We start from the raw sequence: 16085 nt of genomic DNA, 5'->3' as shown, positions 1-16085 counted from the left end.
AACAGCCTCAGGGAGAATCATGGCAGATTGGCGTTGGCGTTTCAAAACTGAATTCGACCTAGAAGAATTTATTTGGGCAAATTTAGAAGCTTTCCTCAACCTCAAGCCCTTGGCTCGTCAGTACATCATTGAGGGCCAAATCTGCGACATCCTAGCCACTACTTCAGAACGGCAGCTTGTTGTTCTAGAACTTAAGAATGTAGAGGATCGCTATGTGGTGCAGCAGCTCACCCGCTACTACGCCAGCCTATGCCATGTCCAACCCTTTGCCGACCAAGTAGACTACAGCTTGCCCATTCGTCTGATAGCGATCGCCCCCACATTCCACGCCCACAACCACATTGACCGAGAGCATAGCCGTCTCGACTTCGAGTTCTACCGATTCAAGATCATTGGCGATGGCGATCGCTTCAGATTTCAACTTGTCCATGCTGACTCAGCCGCAGAGACAGCGATCGACGTACATCCCAAGTTCCATCCCTATTTACAGCCGACGGAGGGAGAACCAGCGCTGGCTACACCAACGCGGGTCATCGGGCGGCCACCCAAGTCCTTGCGGACGCAGATGGAGCAGATGGCTCCAGAGCAGGCGGAATTGGTGTCGGCCCTGCGACTCCAATTCCTTGAGTTTGATGAACGCATCAGAGAGGTTGGCCGCTCTAGTCGAACACAGTACGGCTTGGCCAAAGGTGAGAAGGAGGTCTATAAAACCAAGCTCTGTGCCGAGTTCCTACCATTGATGGGTAGTAGCTTGCCCGAGCTATACCTGATGCTGCCCTACCCTAAGAAGGAGTTTGGGGCACCAGGCCATACATACAAAAAAGAGCGGGTTAAAGGGCTGGCCTGGGCAGGTATCTCGCTGTGGTCTAACGTGAAGCATGTCAACTTTTACCTAGGAAAAAGCCGGGTTGGCTCTAGCTACCATTTTTCTTATAGCGACTATGCCAAATTCTGTAAACCACTGCTGGACTATCAGCCACAGTTTGAGTCTTTTGAGGATCTGGTTGCTTTGGCTTTAGTGGAATGGAAGCAGGTGGTAGAAGAGTAAATCTTCACCCTTCCTACTGTGCCAGAAAGCTAAATATCTGTATCCTCATTTCAGTTGGAGAGGCTACGATGTCAAAGGTAGTGTAAATCGCGGTTCACCAGCTCTAGCGCTAGGGCTCTAAGTTATTGTATGCCTGAAAAGGCGTTAGTTAAGTTGAGACTTGAGCCATGACAGCTGTTTGCCAATTCCAAGCCCTAGTAGAGGAACATCGATTTGATACCCACATTCCTGTAATCGCTCAGACAGGTGTTCTCGATAGGCTTGCCCAGAAAAGATCTTTAGACAACAGGGGAGAGTAGCTATATCAGTAATCTGATGAAAAACGCCGTCTGCCCACTTTCGACGATCCTGAACTGGAAGAAGTTTTAGTGTCCGCTCATAAGGGGTAATGACCTGATCAGGGCTAAGTAGTCCGTGTTGAGCAGACAAGATATACCAGGGCCAATGGTTTTGCTCCACGTATGCCCTTGCCTTCTTAAACCAATCAGATTGATATAGGTCTTTGGCTGGGCTTGCTATTGTTTGTTTACGACTGACGCAAGATACCAAAGCGATCACTTTCATAATTTCGTTATTTAGCCGATGAATTGGGCTGGAGGGACGCTGCCCTGAAAGAGTAAATGGGCTGCGATAAGGTCGTTTTCGAGTTCCTCTCGCTGGTGGCGGTGCCAGTCTTCACTTTGTACCCAAGAGCACTCTAATGGTTGAGCTTCGGCAAATACCCTATCTTGCTCATTCCTAAGGCGGGTTACTTTCAACAAGTGGTTGAGCAGACGGGAGTATAAATAGCCTTGTCCGATATAAGTCAATGTAGTAGCGCCTGATTGCCGGATTCGGTATAGCCCTTGAGCGTATTCTGAGATAGGAAAATTAGTTGTGATAAGCATCCAATTTGACCAGGCATGGTTGCACCAGCGCGGTGCTGTAGGGTCTGAGTTTAATTTTCCGACTGGTGGGATACCTAGTAGGTGGTTTTGGCTATTTTCCAAAGAAAGACCGCCTTTAAAGCGTTTCCCAGCAATCATAAGCTGATTGTCATTAGAGGATGAAATTTTGTAGCCTACTGCTATTCGGCCAAAATTTACTGTGGGAGATTCTTGAAACTCTTGTCGATGCAGCGCAATTGCTAAAGCCTCTAATCCCTTACGTTCTTGCTTTGAGCCATAAAAGGGGAGAACAGAAACCTCAAAATCGCAGTTTAGCCTATGCCTTAGAGCCCACAACGCAGGTGCGGCAGTATGAGGTGCACGATATGGCATTTCAAGATCAAAGATACCTTTCAGCATGCCTAATCGTTTCTTAAGGGCGGTTCCTGTCTGCCCTATGTAATCTAGGCCAGTGAAACCTACACGACGAATGCGGTATAACCCTGGTGCTGCTGGTATGAGTGTTCCTTTCCAACAGTTGAGTAAGGGTTGCCAGTGCGTCCACTGCTGAAGTTGCTCGATGGGGTTTTGGAGGGATGTGTTCATTTGCATGATCATCAGCTTGATGCTTCGGGTCGAGGGGTCAAAGTTCCGGCTATTGCCGCCTTAGTTGATCCAATCCACCGGCAACCAGCCTTCTGGAGATCCCGGCAGATCCACTCCCCCCCGGCTGTAGTAGAGGATGGCCATCTCATTCTAGGTAAACCCCCGCTCCTGCAGCTGCTTAGCCTGCTAGATGATTAGACAACTTCATCGAGCGTCATAGAAGTGAGTTTGAAGAGCTAAATCGGTTAGTTAAAGACGAAACTTTTTGTGAAGAATGTTTTTCAAGGCAGTTTTCGCGCGATCAACAAACTCATCTTCACTCTCATCTTCCTTTGGAGTTCCAATCTCATCACTTAAGGTCGAAATAACCTCTTTGCTGGCAGCATAATTAGAGACCTTTTTACTAAACTCATCAAGTGCTGCTGCCTTGCTCTTGTTTGGCCCTACAGTGGTTATTCCTAATGCTACACTTAGCGCATTGATCGACAAATCCGTGGTAAGAATGCTGCTTGTTGCAAGAGCGATATCTGCTTGAAGTGTCGATACTAAACCTGGGGAGGCTAGTGGACTCTTAGCATTTTCCTGTCCTTCTTTTTCGTTCCAGAATTGAGAAAGACTGACTGAATCTTGAGACATAGAAGGTTCGTCCACCTTGTCCTCATTTGGCTCTTTCTTGTCAATATCAGTGTTTACGTCGTTATTTTTCTGATTCATCTGGCCACCTCTCTATTGTTTTGAAGCTTTGTAATACTCACGGAAGAAGTCATCGAAGAGACTCACTATAGTATCAATTATTTTTTCCCTTGTTTTCTTTGGAATGCGGTTCCAAACATCCCAAATCAGAAAAAATGCTTTAAGTAATAACTGAAGCATAGAAAACCACCTTGTTGAGTCTAAAGAAGTTTATAAACCTTACTATTAGCTAGGATTATGATTCGTGCAGACGTTCTGCCAAATACCCCCTGAACCCAGCCATATTGCCGTTGACGTTCCAGCGCTCGCCAAAGCGTTTAAGGTTCTCAATGAGATGGGGATCCCCGTCCATGAGCATTGGGGCAAAGCCCAATAGCTCACTCTGAGGACGCAGGCTATTCCAGTCTTCTACATCAGGCTGCCACCATAGGACACGGCATATTCGGTGGTACCATCCCCCACCCTCATAAGTCTTGCAGTCCAACACCTCAACTAAGTGCGTAAGCTTGCCATTTTGGATTAGGACAACCTGTTCGGCAGCTTCGATCTGGTTGGCTTTATCTGTGCGAAAGCCCAGGGGGAAGACGGTTACATGATTGAAGTCAATTGCATTGGGCATTTCCTTAATGCGATCGCGAGTATAAGCCCAACCGCTAGGGTCATGGATGACTTTGGCCCATTTCAGCTTTGAGAGGTCGATATGGCTCATGCTTGTAGCTTAGGTAAGGTGTGCTGATGAGCTTGATACTGTTCTACTACTGCGCTGAGAAGCTAAACATCTGCACCGCATAGATCTCTGTTCCCGTGGCTGATGCCACAATGCCATAGCCAAAGGTGGTGTAACGCGGAGTCAGCAGATTCTCGCGGTGGCCAGGGCTCTCCATCCACCCCTGTTGGTATTCCTCGACCAATCCTAATGACAAGGCCATTGGGATAGTTCCTTTCTGCTGCATGATATTTTCCCCGGCCCCAACTTGGCCACCCGCTGCTATGTAACGGGCTGAGGGATCTTGACCATCGGGGTTAACGTGGTCGTAGAACTGGCGGGCCAGCATGTCTTCTGCGTGTCTCTGGGCCACCTGGGAGAGCAACGGGTCTTCTACTAGCGGCGGCAGACCATTCACCTGGCGATCGCGGTTCGCCACCTCCAACGCCAGCGCTCTAAGTTCCGGTAGCGGCTGATTGCCTAGGCGAAAGTTCCGCTGAGTTTGAGGTTGTCCAATCGCCCAACCAGGGCCACCCGCACCATTGCTTTGGAAGAACAATTGGTGAAGCTGAACCAGAGCATAGCTGCCAAACACCAGAGCAGAGAGTACTACTGCCCAATGGTGCTGAGCCGCAGGATAGCGGCGACTTATTGATCGGCTGGAACGACGGTATTTTGACATCTGCCTTTCATTAAGTTGGTACTAGCGGAGCAGATTTCGGTAGTACGTATTCATGTGCTCGCGCGCTGCTGGATCAGATGGGAAACTACGGGTTGTGAAATCCATTCCTTGGCTCGATTTAATGCGTAGATAAACATCAGTGGCATTCACCCGCCAAACTTCCATCGTGTATCTCACGTTGCCACGATTAGCCTGATTGTTAAAGATTCGGCTGCCATCGCTCCTAATTGCGCTGGTCAAATACTCACAGGCCAATCCATCTCTATCGTCATCCACAGAAGATGGCGCGGTGCCCATTGCATAATGCCACTGCGCCTCTGGGTGAGTCGCAAAGGCAGAGCAGGTTGTGCCTGCATAGGGAGGTAGACTTTGAGCACTAACCGTGGTTCCACCTAGTAACAGTAAACATAGAGGAGAAAACTTTAGTGCTCGCAAGAATAGATTTTTCACTAGGGAAACTCATGAATTAAGGCACATTCATCGTTCCCTCTCTACTCAAGCAAAACCCATATTATTAAACTAGTTGGCACAGAAAATATCTTCGCTTTATTTTCTATGCTGTTACAGCATTAGCGCTTCATGATTATTCCATCTCCACTATCAGCAAAATGCCGTCATCAAGGAGATCAAAAAACGAAACCTCCAAGACCAGCGGCAGTCTCAGAGGTTGTAAATTTTGGGTGCGGATTGACTACGGGTAGTAATCCACCGTTGTCCGCTGTGGGTCTATAGTGCCCAAATTGAGAGATGCGATCGCCTCCTTCAGTTCCACCGTGGACTACTTAAGCCACTGAAAGGCCCGCTCTAGCTCCGCCACCCCGTTCTCTTGAAACCAGCGACCGTGGGCCAAAATAATCTTCTCGGGTGCCCAGGCTAACATTTGTTCGTAACCTTTCCTCGCCTGGGCTTTACGGCCCCAAAACGTCATCCTTAAATCTAGGGGAGCCTTACCGTTGGGGTCGGCTATACCAGCCAGGTGAATTAGCCAGCGAAAGGCTTTGTCTATCTTGGGGGGTTCAACGTTTTCAATCAGGTCGGTCAAGATCAGCGTCTTGCTCTGGCGATGGAAGAACACCACTTCATCTAAGAACCGACTGCCGCGAACGATTGCTTGGTCAATTTCTGTAGCCCACTGCGGCGGTGGCGTATCGTCCAGGTCAGCATGGAAAGTTGTTGGAATGTGCTGGCTGTCAGCCCGCTCTCGCACCCCTGGAGATGCCCAGGCGATCGCATGGGGGTAAGCATCTACCCAGCTCTGAATGTGGGCATAGTGAATCTTGTTAGGCGATATCAGATGTTCGACGGGGCCAAGGTTGTCGATCTCGGCTTTGAGAGTAGGCGTTAGTTCCGTGGGGGAATGGCACCACAGCCCGTCGTTGTCCAGGCGCACAACCGTCATTCGAGTGGTGAAGGGAATAGCCATGCCGTACATCGACATCTTGACGATAGGGCCATCCACAATCCAGATGCCATCATCAACGGGCTTGAGTGTGTTGATGGGTTCGTACAGCGTCAGCAGGTCTTTGACCATGGTCAGTCAAGGGATAGCGACCCTACCATTTTGAGGCCAGCGGCTAGACCTAGTAAAGCGGCTAGACCTAGTAAAGACGACAGCGGCTGAAGTCAATCTCTGGCCCAGTAGAGCACTGCACTAAACCACGACCCGCTGCCAAGGCAAATTCACTAGTGGAGTGGGTTTCGCCATCAGTCAGGGCAGACAATTCTGGAGTGATCACCCAGCAAAAATATCCTGTGGCACGGCAATGGGTAACAGCCACAATCCAGTCAGAAACAGCGATGAGTTGAACTAAAGAGTCTTCCACGTCTTGACCCTCCTTCCTTGATTCTGGACTGGAGGCTTAAATTCCAGTGATTTCGATTGAGATAGATAACTACCTATTGCGATCTGGAACAAGTGTACTAAACTAAATCTCTGAAGACAACTGTTCTGGGGTTCAGGGGTCTTGTCCTACAGCACTGAGGCGACTATGGCGGCTAAGAAAGGCGGAAGCAAAGAGCAGACCGAAAAGGAAAAGGCGCTGACTCTGGTGCTGGGCCAAATTGAGCGCAACTTTGGCAAAGGGGCAATCATGCGCCTGGGCGATGCTTCCCGCATGAAGGTTGAAACCATTTCCACCGGGGCGCTGACCCTCGACCTGGCTCTAGGCGGTGGCTTACCCAAAGGGCGGGTGATTGAGATCTATGGCCCTGAAAGCTCAGGTAAAACAACTCTGGCTCTCCATGCCCTGGCTGAGGTACAAAAGCTGGGCGGTGTGGCTGCGATCGTTGATGCAGAACATGCCCTTGACCCTGTATATGCCGCTGCCCTGGGGGTCAACGTCGATGAACTGCTGGTGTCCCAGCCCGACACTGGAGAGATGGGCCTGGAGGTGGTGGATCAGCTGGTGCGGTCTTCGGCTGTTGATCTAGTGGTAATAGACTCGGTTGCAGCCCTGGTGCCACGGGCTGAGATTGAGGGGGAGATGGGCGATGCCCACGTGGGCCTTCAAGCCCGACTGATGAGCCAGGCGCTGCGGAAGATCACCGGCAGCATTGGTAAGTCGCAGTGTACGGTCATCTTTTTGAACCAGCTGCGGCAGAAAATCGGTATTTCGTATGGCAACCCCGAAGTCACGACCGGGGGGAACGCGCTGAAGTTCTATGCCTCAGTACGCCTCGACATTCGCCGCATCCAAACGCTGAAGAAGGGCACTGAAGAGTACGGCATTCGGGCTAAGGTCAAAGTAGCTAAGAACAAGGTGGCCCCGCCCTTTCGCATCGGGGAATTTGACATTCTCTTTGGCCAAGGCATTTCCACAATGGGCTGTCTGATTGACCTAGCCGAGCAGCACGGGGTGCTGATCCGCAAAGGAGCTTGGTACAGCTACGAAGGCAACAACGTTGGCCAAGGGCGCGAGAACACCATTCAACGGCTACAAGAGGATGCTGAGTTTGCCCAAAAGGTAGAAGCTCAGGTGAGAGAGAAGCTAGAGATTGGCGGCGCTGCTGTGGAAGTCGCTGATGTAGAGATTGAAGTGGAGTCTGAAGAGGAAGCCGCTTATCTGGATGAGGACGAGTAAAGGCGTTTATCCCCAGTTCTCTGCTTAAAGAAAACCCCTGCTGTGGCTACTCAAAAGCTTGCAGCGGGGGCTTTTTAGTAAATGGCATCTACCTAGCCCTAGATTTCCCAGGGCAGAGAGGGCGATCGCAGCTGTCCCATCGTCTATCCCCGCTCTCTCAGCAGCAGCATGTCTTGAGTGGTGAAGTGCAGCCATTGAATCGCTTCTTTCAACGGCTTGGGTTCCAGGTTATGAGCCACCATTGCAAAGCTAGTCACTAGCTCATCACTCAGGCCCGATTGGTCGTGGTCGCGCCAGTTAACGCCCAAGCCTTCCTTGAAGTGGTCGATGGCCATGCGTAGCGTCTGGTTCTCTGGCCGATCAAAGTAGACCATTTCCACATCTAGAACAGGTTCAGCAACTGCTTGGAAGTGAGATAGGGAGTTACAAATGACTTTTATTCTGTCCTCTGCTGTGATGGTCATAGCGCCCCCTCAATGCCCATAACTTGAGTAGAGTAAGGCTTTAAGTGGTTCTGGTGTAGTGGTCATCAAAGAGATGGCTATGGTAATTTTGCAATTTCAGAGAAAGAACCGATAGGCGATGTGTACATTATCTATCGTTTCTTTCTCTCCCTCTAAAGCCTTTGGCTACTGTCTCTTTATAAACTAGTGTTCTGCGATTAACACAACATTTTGTTGTGCGGTTAGTCTCGCCTATCTAAGCCAATCCGAGCCATCTCGGAGGGGTCCCGTCGGCAGAATGTCTCATGGAAGAAAAGCGAAGCCTATCTGACTTCACCATTGAGCAGTTCATCGCACCCATTGCTGCTAGAACAATTACCCTCAACATCTTGGCAGGAGAGCCAGGATTATTTGTGGTGACAGGGCAACCCAGCACTGGAAAAACTACCACTCTTTTTGTCATAGCCCAGCAAGCTTGGTTACAAGGGATTCCAATCACCCTGCTAACCAGCGACCAGAATTTGTTGGAGCAGATGCACTTCGCTCTACCCCGAGATTGGATAGTTCAGTACGTTGACGGTACAGAGCAAGCTTGGGAAGACGCTGTCAATCAGAAAATTATTGCCAATCCTGGCATGGGGATGATAACGGATCAACTCATTGGCTTCAACAATGCTAAGGCAGCCATGAAGGCCGCTCAAGCAGATCATTGGGTACTTGCCTGCCTAGATACTCCCTTTGTTGGATTAGACGTTCTCTACGTTCTGCGAGCTTTAGGCTACAGCACCCCAGACCTAGTTGAGAATTTAGTGGGCGTTCTATCCCAAATGCTTTTACCAAGACTATGTGGTGATTGTGGACAGCCTGCCCCTGCAACTTTGGCAGAAACCTTATTGATTTACCCCGACAGCCATAAACCTCGTGAGATCTGGCGCGAGGTTGGTTGTCCAGTGTGCGAGAACCGTGGCGTAGGCGGAGGCTGGCGCTACGGACGTTGCGCGCTATTCGAGGTATTGCAAATTGATGATGAGGTCAGACTCATTGTAGAAGATTATTTGGAGCGGGGTAACTTAGGCCGTCCGCCAACTCACAAGCACTTCACTCTACGCGAAGGGTCGCGAGAATTAGTCAAAGAGGGCATAGTTGGCATTCAGACTTATCAGCGAGAAGTGCTTCAAAACCCTCTACTACGAGTTCAACACTTCTGGGAACAAGAAAGCCTACGGGCTGAACGCCTGCAGGGAATGTTTGGTCGTTTTGTCACCCAACAGTTAGTAGACAAGTTGATGCTCCAAGCAGATTTTGAAAGCATCGTTGAAGGGGAACGGCGAGACGTAACCTGCTTTTTCTGTGATGTGCGGGGCTTTACTACTCGTGCAGAGAAAAGTTCTGCGGTGGATTTATTTGCGACCCTCAATTGCTATTTTCAAGAGATCATCGATATCGTTTTTCAGTATCAAGGAACTGTTGATAAGTTCATTGGCGATGCTGTCATGGTAGTATTTGGCGCTCCCCTCGCCCAAGAAAACCACGCTCTTTACGCAGTACAGTGTGCGATCGCGATTCAGCAAAAAGTAGCCAAAATTAATCTAACTCAGCCCACTCCCCCTATCCATTTGGGCATTGGCATTAACTCTGGGGAAGTCATTGCAGGCTGTATCGGCAGCGCTCGCCGGATGGATTATACCGTTCTAGGGGATGTGATCAACGTCGCTGCTCGACTGGAGAGCCAGGCCCAGCCAAATCAAATCCTACTAGGACTAGCTACCTATGCAGCGGTGCAATCAACTATCGACTGTCAAGGGGTTGGAGCCATCCATTTGAAAGGCAAGGCAGAACCAGTGGAGGTTTTTGAGGTGATTTACTCTCAGGAGCAAAATTAGCGATCACTCCACCCATAGTCCCAAAGCACACAAGATTATCCTGATTTCCAAAATTCAACCCTCGCCTGTAATCAATCGAAGACTCTTAACGTGTTGTGCATCTGAATAATGGCATCTTCTGCTGCCTGATTCTCAGAGCTATAAAAGCTGACAATATAGGCGATTTCTCGATCGCCGATAGGAATGTAGGTGATGAGACTATTAGGGAAGTCCCACCCCTCACTTTCCTCCCAAACCCTTAATCCAGATTGTCCATTGATCTCTACTAGCTCAATCCGCTGGATATCTTCTGGCTCGTCACCAATGCCCAAAATAGCGTCTCGAAGCGAGTTGGGCTGAATGGATACATCAGTCTTAATCAAGTACGGTGATGTTGCACCTGTTGTAGTCACACCAGCAGGGCGCTGGTTATAGATAATGACATAGTCATTGTCATTTTGAGTAACGCTCCAATGGTCTGGATAGTCCACAGAAAAACGTTGGGAGGTGACGGTTTCCTTCGTTCTGGAAGTAATGCTCTCGCCCTTTACTGGTTGGGCAATCGCTTGCATAGCACAGGTTGGAACGACCATCAGCGATACACATAGGGCAAGAGATATTCGACTCAACATAGGAAATTTCTCAACCAGCGCTCTGATGCTAGGAACATCTAACTTATTCAATTGGTTCGGCAACCCATCCGGGTTGTTAAATAATGCTTGATGGAGCCATGTTTTTCCCTATTCAGCCTTACCGATTGTTCCGCCGATAGTCCCACGGCATTACAGGATTGGACTGATTCCAAAAGTTCAACTGCTGCTGTTGAGCCTGAGCCTCGGCGGCCAGGAGGGCATCGTCTGTGTCGGGGCAGCTGCTCAAGAATTGGGTGTAGACCGCTGCATGACCCTCACTGACCATCTGTAGATTCATATTTTGGCCATTTGCATAGACCTCAGCCACCATGCGGCCATAGCGGTCGGTGTCAGCTTCGCGGAACTGAATGGTGGAACCTCTAGGGGTGAGCTGGCGCAGACGTTCGGTAGCTGCCGGCCCCCAAGGGGTTTGTGTTGTCTCTGGTGCGTCGATGCAGGCGAACCGGACTGTAGTGCTCTGGCCTTGGTAGTTCATCTGCAGCGTGTCACCATCGCCTACGGAAACAACGGTGGCGGTGGGCAGGTTTTGGCTGGCCCTTGAGCCAGTGACAGGCTCCTGATCCTGGGGTATGGCCACAGTCCCAGAACATCCGCTAGCGATCGCCCCGAGGCCAACGGCCAAACCCAAGCACTGCCAAACCTTCATTCCCTACTCCAATATCCAGCGTTTTTAGGATACCCGGCAAAACTAGGGAGAGAGGGCTAGATGAGCTATGAGGGGAGTGACTATCGCCAGGTAGAGGGGCACCGCAGCGGAGATAAAGCTGATAACAAAGCGGGTATCGAGATCGTTCTCTTGGGCAAAGAGCAGGGTTAGCAGGCTAGGGGGTAGGGCTGCTCCAGCGAGGACAGCGGCTTGCTCCACGCCCTGAAGCCCAAATGCTTGGGTAACTGCCCAGCCCAAACCCAACCCGCAGCCAATCTTGGCCAGCACCAGGAGGGCATAGCGCCCCACAGAGGCAAGTTGAACCTGAAACTCCATTCCCAGTAGCAGGAGCACCAGCAGCAAAAAGCTCCCCTCGGCAATGTCCAGCAGGCCCATCAGCATCTCATTCATCCAACCTAGAGCGTTGAGTATTAAACCCAGCACAATGGCCCAGAAGAAAGGTGTTTGGGCCAGCTTCAGGACCACCGCCCGAGCTGTGACCCCAGCTTGGCCAAACCAGGCGGAGAGGCAGTAGACCACCGTGAATAGATAGATGGCCTGGGCTAGGTCGAACAACACAATTCGACTGAGGCCCACATCGCCAAAGGTGAGCAGCATGATGGGATACCCCACTGCACCGCCCTCAAATGTGGGAAAGGTAGTCATCAAAGCCCCAGCCTTGGGCTTGTCCCACTTGAACCACCAAACGCCAACAAAGGCGATCGCTGTCAGGCCGACCACCACTACCAAGGCAGACAGGGGCAGGTAGATGAGTTCTAGGGCAAAGGTGGCGGTGGCCAGCGCCCGCAGAATCACGGCTGGAAGCACCAGCGTAGTCAGGAGCTTACCAATGGTCTTGACATCGCCAGAGTGCAGCACCCCAGCCCGCCTCAGCCCAAACCCCAGGCAAGCCACCAGGATCATGGGCAGGAGTTGAATTAGCATCGGCATTAAATCGATGATGGTGAGCCTTGGGGGTGGCCTGCGGCTGGTAGCTTAAGAGCTAGAACTGCCCCAGGAAGAATTGATGGCCATTTCCTTTGACCGAGCCGCTGACTTCTACGACAATACCCGCACCCTAGCTCCAGAGGTGTCTGAACGGCTTACAGCTGAGATTTTAAGGCTGGGGCAGGCTACCCCCGACACCACCTTCTTCGAACCAGGAATCGGCACCGGGCGCATTGCTCTGCCCATAGTCGAGCGGGGCTATGCCTATACCGGGGTTGATATTTCAGAGGCGATGATGGACAAGCTCAGGCAAAAGCTTGAGAGCAAGGCCCACCGGCTGACGTTGATCAATGCTGACGCGACCGATTTACCCTTCGAAGCCAATGCTTTTGATGTAGCGATCGCCCCCCACATCCTGCATCTAATCGCTGACTGGCAAAAGGCGATGGATGAGCTGCGCCGGGTGCTGAAGCCCGCTGGAGTGTTCATCTATTTTCACCACCCCACCAACAAGACCGCTACCCGCGATGCCCTTGGGCGACAGTGGCGGCAAATTCTAGCGAGCTATGGCTACGACTCTGGCTTCACGGGGGGTGTGACAGAGGATGTTTTAGGCCGATTGCAGGAGCAGGGGGCAACGCTAGAGACAGCGGAGGTTGCTGAGCTGTCCCGCGAGAGTACAGTGGATAGTCTTATGGGATCCTACCGCGACCGCGTGTACAGCAATATGTGGAGAGTGCCCAACAACATCTACCCCCAGGCGCTGGCTGACTTGGAAGACTGGGCTTCTCAGGAGTTTCCCGACCCTAACCAGCCCGTCACCTCTCAGGACACCATCACGCTCACCGCCGCCTACCACTGGGCAAGCTGATAATAGCTCAGACCGAGCCTGCAAGCGTCCATTGGGACTGTGAGCGTTGCGGGTGGGGGAACGATTCGGTGTAGGGGGTTAAGCAGACTGAGTAAGGCTGATCAGGTCAAGCTTGATTTTCGTATCTATCAGGATTGTCTCGCTCAAAGCTATTCTCTCTCCTGTGATCCATACATCTTGAGGCTGGAACCGATAGAGCCGCCGAGGGGATGGGGCAAGGTAATCAGCAGGCGCTCGCTGTTGGCCCTTAGTCGCTCGTTTTAGCAGCAGGGGAATGACGCGTTCCACATCCTCCGCTGCTACTTCAGCCGCAGTGCCAGAGAAATAGAGCCCCTGTCCTTTGCCCTCTTCCCGGTCTGTACTGTAGATGGCGATCGCTGCCCGGCCCTGGTTGGCATAGAGGTTTTGGGAGTGCTGGGCCACCATTGCTGAAGACCAGTACAGGTTCCAATCAGAATCGTAGGTGAAGAAGAGTGGGGAGACCCAGGGCAAACCTTCAGGGGAGCAAGTAGAGAGAGATGCGTAGATAGTGCCGTCAAGGATTTGTCGTGCCCTGGCAATGACCTCTGGAGTCTGACCATCAGCAGTATTGACCCAGCCATTCTCTGCCGTAGCGATGGACATAGTTTGCGGTCCTCTGGCAAAAGCTCTATTCAGAATAAGGCGCTTTGCTGGCTCATTGGTTGAACCTCATAGCTTTCATCAATCGGTAGATCGGGTTGCCGAGCAGCAGCCACCGCCAGGCGATCGCACCGTTCATTTTCCACATTGCCGCTGTGGCCCTTGACCCACTGAAACTCGACTTGGTGTTGTTCACAGAGACTAAGTAGCTGCTGCCAAAGGTCGGCATTGACGGCTCTCTCTGTTTTGGTACGCATCCACCCCTTGGACCGCCAGCGTACCGCCCAGCCCTTCATCATGGCCTCGACGACGTACTTAGAATCTGAGTAGATGGTTACAGCGCATTTGTGCTTTAGGGCCTGAAGGCCAGCAATCGCCGCCATCATCTCCATACGGTTGTTTGTGGTCAGTCGGTAGCCGCCAGACAGCTCCTTGCGGTGTTCACCATAAAGCAGCACTGTTCCATAGCCGCCAGGGCCAGGGTTGCCGGTGCAGGCTCCATCGGTGTAGATGATGACGGGTTTGAGAGGTTGGGACATGGGCCTTCTGCCTTTAATAAACTGAGGATGCCCTTTCTCGTAAGAAGGACTATCGGCTCCAAAATAAGGGTATTGGGTCCTTTTCAGCAGGTTCTAGATTGGGATGGATTGTTGGCAAAAGTGGCTCAATTTGTAGCAACTCACTCAGGGCTGGTTGAGTGAGCCCAGGCATGGATACTCCAGCAATTTGACAAATTTGTAAACGCCTTTCGTCTATCTCAAACCCATGGGTACTGCTCCAAGGCATCAGCATGAGACTGACACCATTGCACTTAGTTCGCCAGCAAGCCCCGAATTTACTACGTCTAAATTCTACCCAGCGTAGATTATTTGGCGTTTTCGTATTTGCTTTGAACGTGTTTCTTAAGAAGTTGACAGGTCTTGACTGGAACATAAACCGATACTTGATCTGAATGGTTAGCAGAGAACCTTTTTGGGGTGGTTCAATACCAAATACCACGACCCGATCCGCTATCCGTTGCAGGTTTCTCTGTAGCATTACCTCAGCCGGCATCAATTTCTTGGCAGGTACTCTCGTCTGGTTTAGCAGCGGGTGAAATTGCTCAATAAATAAGGCTTCATCCTCGTCTAACTGTTCAGGGCGATTGGTGTAATCAATCCAGGTCAGAAACACTGGAGACTTGCGATGGTAGTCCTGAAGCTGATTAAGGCGATGGTGGGTCTGTCCTTGCCAGCGAGTACGTAGATTGTTTGCCTGCCCAATATAAAGAACTCGCTGGTTGGCATCTAGGACAAAATAAATGGCAGGGTACTCGGGCAACTGCTTGCGATCGCACAGGGGCAGCTTAGGAAGAGAAGTTAATGTGATACCTGAACTCATTGGAATCTCTGTTGCCAAGTTTGTAAGGCAAGGTCTACGAGATTCGAAAGAGAGCAATTCATCTCTTTATCAAGAAATGGCTTATACACGTCTGGAATCTTACTGTAATTCCCTATCCCATGATTTAATCCTGGAAATCTCCATAGGTCTTTAGAGCGAGATGATTTTGGGCAATAAAGCAACCCTGTTACTGATTGCTCAGACTTATCTGTGCCTATCATCATTCTTAAGACAGGAGGCTTTCCACCTGGATGGGGAAGCCAAAAAAATCGTGCTAGCTCACTATCGGTAAACCCAAAAGCTCCTGTCTTCTTAAGTTCACAGCAAGGTTTTGTTATCCCTCTACCATAAACAATTCGCTGTGGCTCGATAATCTCCTTTATACGCTTGTCAAATCCTAAAACTTTCTCGCGCAGCATCATGGTGGCATTGAACTCAGCGTCAGAGGCATGGCTTAGCCAGTTCAGCAGCTTGCGGGGTGGCTCAGGGATGGGAATTGCAGTTTGCAGAGAAATTGACTCTTGCTGGATCAATAAAGGAGTGATTGTCCCTTCCCTAGCCCCTATTAACTCTAGATACAAACAGTCAGCCTTGGCCTCAAGCTGAAAGCTCATCAACTCTATATCTAGAACACTGTATTTACAGTCGGTCAGCGTGTCCTGGTGAAAACTGGGAGTGATCGCAATCAAGCGAATTGGTTGTTCTAGATCAACCTCTTCAAATGAAGCATATTCCTTTAGCGCATTGTAGTAGCGCGTGAGTTGCTGAGCTACATAGCGATCCTCTACATTCTTCAGCTCAATGACAACCAATCGCTGCTGGTCGTCAAGGGCAAGAATGTCACAGATTTGACCTCGAATTTGAAACTGCCGTTTGAAAGGCTTTAAGTTCAGCAACCTTGGTAGATTTTTCCAAACTATTTCCTCAAGCTCAAATTCGTTGCCAAACTGCCACTTATCCCCAATCTTGATGAGAGCCAA

General features: G+C 50.5%; 19 protein-coding genes. 4 read left to right on the top strand and 15 right to left on the bottom strand.

Annotation, left to right across the window (positions count from 1 at the left end):
- The first annotated feature begins 19 nt into the window (after positions 1-19).
- Positions 20-1048, top strand: coding sequence for an endonuclease NucS domain-containing protein (locus H6F75_RS26300; protein ID WP_190756110.1), 1029 nt, complete (start codon positions 20-22; stop codon positions 1046-1048).
- A 144-nt stretch (positions 1049-1192) separates the two neighbouring features.
- Here the strand turns inward: H6F75_RS26300 and H6F75_RS29090 are convergent, their stop codons facing one another.
- The 7 genes from H6F75_RS29090 to H6F75_RS26270 all read right to left on the bottom strand — a co-directional run bounded on the left by H6F75_RS29090 (position 1193) and on the right by H6F75_RS26270 (position 6424).
- Complete coding sequence (locus tag H6F75_RS29090) at positions 1193-1612, bottom strand: DUF6884 domain-containing protein (RefSeq protein WP_347710714.1); 420 nt, start codon at positions 1610-1612, stop codon at positions 1193-1195.
- A gap of 11 nt (positions 1613-1623) precedes the next feature.
- A complete protein-coding gene (locus H6F75_RS26295) occupies positions 1624-2520 on the bottom strand; it encodes a hypothetical protein (protein ID WP_190756107.1) in 897 nt (298 codons plus the stop codon).
- Positions 2521-2769: 249 nt separating this feature from the next.
- The gene (locus H6F75_RS26290; protein WP_190756105.1) at positions 2770-3234 is read right to left on the bottom strand and encodes a hypothetical protein; all 465 of its coding nucleotides are present in this window, start codon (positions 3232-3234) and stop codon (positions 2770-2772) included.
- A gap of 214 nt (positions 3235-3448) precedes the next feature.
- Positions 3449-3922: a hypothetical protein gene (locus H6F75_RS26285; protein ID WP_190756103.1), complete on the bottom strand. Its 474-nt coding sequence runs from the start codon at positions 3920-3922 to the stop codon at positions 3449-3451.
- A 46-nt stretch (positions 3923-3968) separates the two neighbouring features.
- Positions 3969-4601: a CAP domain-containing protein gene (locus H6F75_RS26280; RefSeq protein WP_190756101.1), complete on the bottom strand. Its 633-nt coding sequence runs from the start codon at positions 4599-4601 to the stop codon at positions 3969-3971.
- A gap of 778 nt (positions 4602-5379) precedes the next feature.
- Positions 5380-6132, bottom strand: coding sequence for a DUF4336 domain-containing protein (locus H6F75_RS26275; RefSeq protein ID WP_190756099.1), 753 nt, complete (start codon positions 6130-6132; stop codon positions 5380-5382).
- A 67-nt stretch (positions 6133-6199) separates the two neighbouring features.
- Positions 6200-6424: a hypothetical protein gene (locus H6F75_RS26270; RefSeq protein ID WP_199304147.1), complete on the bottom strand. Its 225-nt coding sequence runs from the start codon at positions 6422-6424 to the stop codon at positions 6200-6202.
- Positions 6425-6589: 165 nt separating this feature from the next.
- Here H6F75_RS26270 and recA point away from each other — a divergent pair, with 165 nt between their 5' ends.
- Positions 6590-7681, top strand: a complete 1092-nt coding sequence (gene recA / locus H6F75_RS26265; RefSeq protein WP_190756097.1) for a recombinase RecA — start codon at positions 6590-6592, stop codon at positions 7679-7681.
- A gap of 143 nt (positions 7682-7824) precedes the next feature.
- Here the strand turns inward: recA and H6F75_RS26260 are convergent, their stop codons facing one another.
- On the bottom strand, positions 7825-8145 hold the full coding sequence (locus tag H6F75_RS26260; RefSeq protein ID WP_190756095.1) for a hypothetical protein: 321 nt from the start codon (positions 8143-8145) through the stop codon (positions 7825-7827).
- 284 nt (positions 8146-8429) lie between these two features.
- Between H6F75_RS26260 and H6F75_RS26255 the strand changes: the two genes are divergently transcribed.
- Positions 8430-10007 (top strand): adenylate/guanylate cyclase domain-containing protein, encoded by a 1578-nt coding sequence (locus H6F75_RS26255; RefSeq protein ID WP_190756093.1) that lies wholly within the window; start codon positions 8430-8432, stop codon positions 10005-10007.
- A 71-nt stretch (positions 10008-10078) separates the two neighbouring features.
- Here the strand turns inward: H6F75_RS26255 and H6F75_RS26250 are convergent, their stop codons facing one another.
- From H6F75_RS26250 to H6F75_RS26240, 3 genes are all read right to left on the bottom strand, one after another.
- Positions 10079-10558, bottom strand: a complete 480-nt coding sequence (locus H6F75_RS26250; RefSeq protein WP_190756091.1) for a PsbP-related protein — start codon at positions 10556-10558, stop codon at positions 10079-10081.
- 178 nt (positions 10559-10736) lie between these two features.
- Complete coding sequence (locus H6F75_RS26245) at positions 10737-11285, bottom strand: thermonuclease family protein (RefSeq protein WP_190756089.1); 549 nt, start codon at positions 11283-11285, stop codon at positions 10737-10739.
- A gap of 42 nt (positions 11286-11327) precedes the next feature.
- Positions 11328-12230, bottom strand: a complete 903-nt coding sequence (locus tag H6F75_RS26240) for an AEC family transporter (protein WP_190756087.1) — start codon at positions 12228-12230, stop codon at positions 11328-11330.
- Between the two features lie 82 nt (positions 12231-12312).
- Here H6F75_RS26240 and H6F75_RS26235 point away from each other — a divergent pair, with 82 nt between their 5' ends.
- A complete protein-coding gene (locus tag H6F75_RS26235) occupies positions 12313-13104 on the top strand; it encodes a class I SAM-dependent methyltransferase (protein ID WP_190756085.1) in 792 nt (263 codons plus the stop codon).
- A gap of 78 nt (positions 13105-13182) precedes the next feature.
- Here H6F75_RS26235 and H6F75_RS26230 read toward each other — a convergent pair whose 3' ends face one another.
- Genes H6F75_RS26230 through H6F75_RS26215 form a run of 4 tightly spaced genes read right to left on the bottom strand, consistent with a single transcriptional unit; the run spans position 13183 to position 16085 of the window.
- Entirely contained in the window at positions 13183-13728 is a 546-nt protein-coding gene (locus H6F75_RS26230) for a pyridoxamine 5'-phosphate oxidase family protein (protein WP_190756083.1), read from the bottom strand.
- Positions 13729-13757: 29 nt separating this feature from the next.
- The gene (gene rnhA / locus H6F75_RS26225) at positions 13758-14264 is read right to left on the bottom strand and encodes a ribonuclease HI (RefSeq protein WP_190756081.1); all 507 of its coding nucleotides are present in this window, start codon (positions 14262-14264) and stop codon (positions 13758-13760) included.
- 49 nt (positions 14265-14313) lie between these two features.
- Positions 14314-15105 (bottom strand): GIY-YIG nuclease family protein, encoded by a 792-nt coding sequence (locus tag H6F75_RS26220; protein ID WP_190756079.1) that lies wholly within the window; start codon positions 15103-15105, stop codon positions 14314-14316.
- A complete protein-coding gene (locus H6F75_RS26215) occupies positions 15102-16085 on the bottom strand; it encodes an endonuclease NucS domain-containing protein (RefSeq protein WP_190756077.1) in 984 nt (327 codons plus the stop codon). The genes H6F75_RS26220 and H6F75_RS26215 overlap by 4 nt, the downstream gene beginning before the upstream one ends.

The organism is Nodosilinea sp. FACHB-131, assembly GCF_014695395.1.
Lineage (GTDB): Bacteria > Cyanobacteriota > Cyanobacteriia > Phormidesmidales > Phormidesmidaceae > Nodosilinea.
This window is presented reverse-complemented; position numbering and strand designations above follow the sequence as displayed.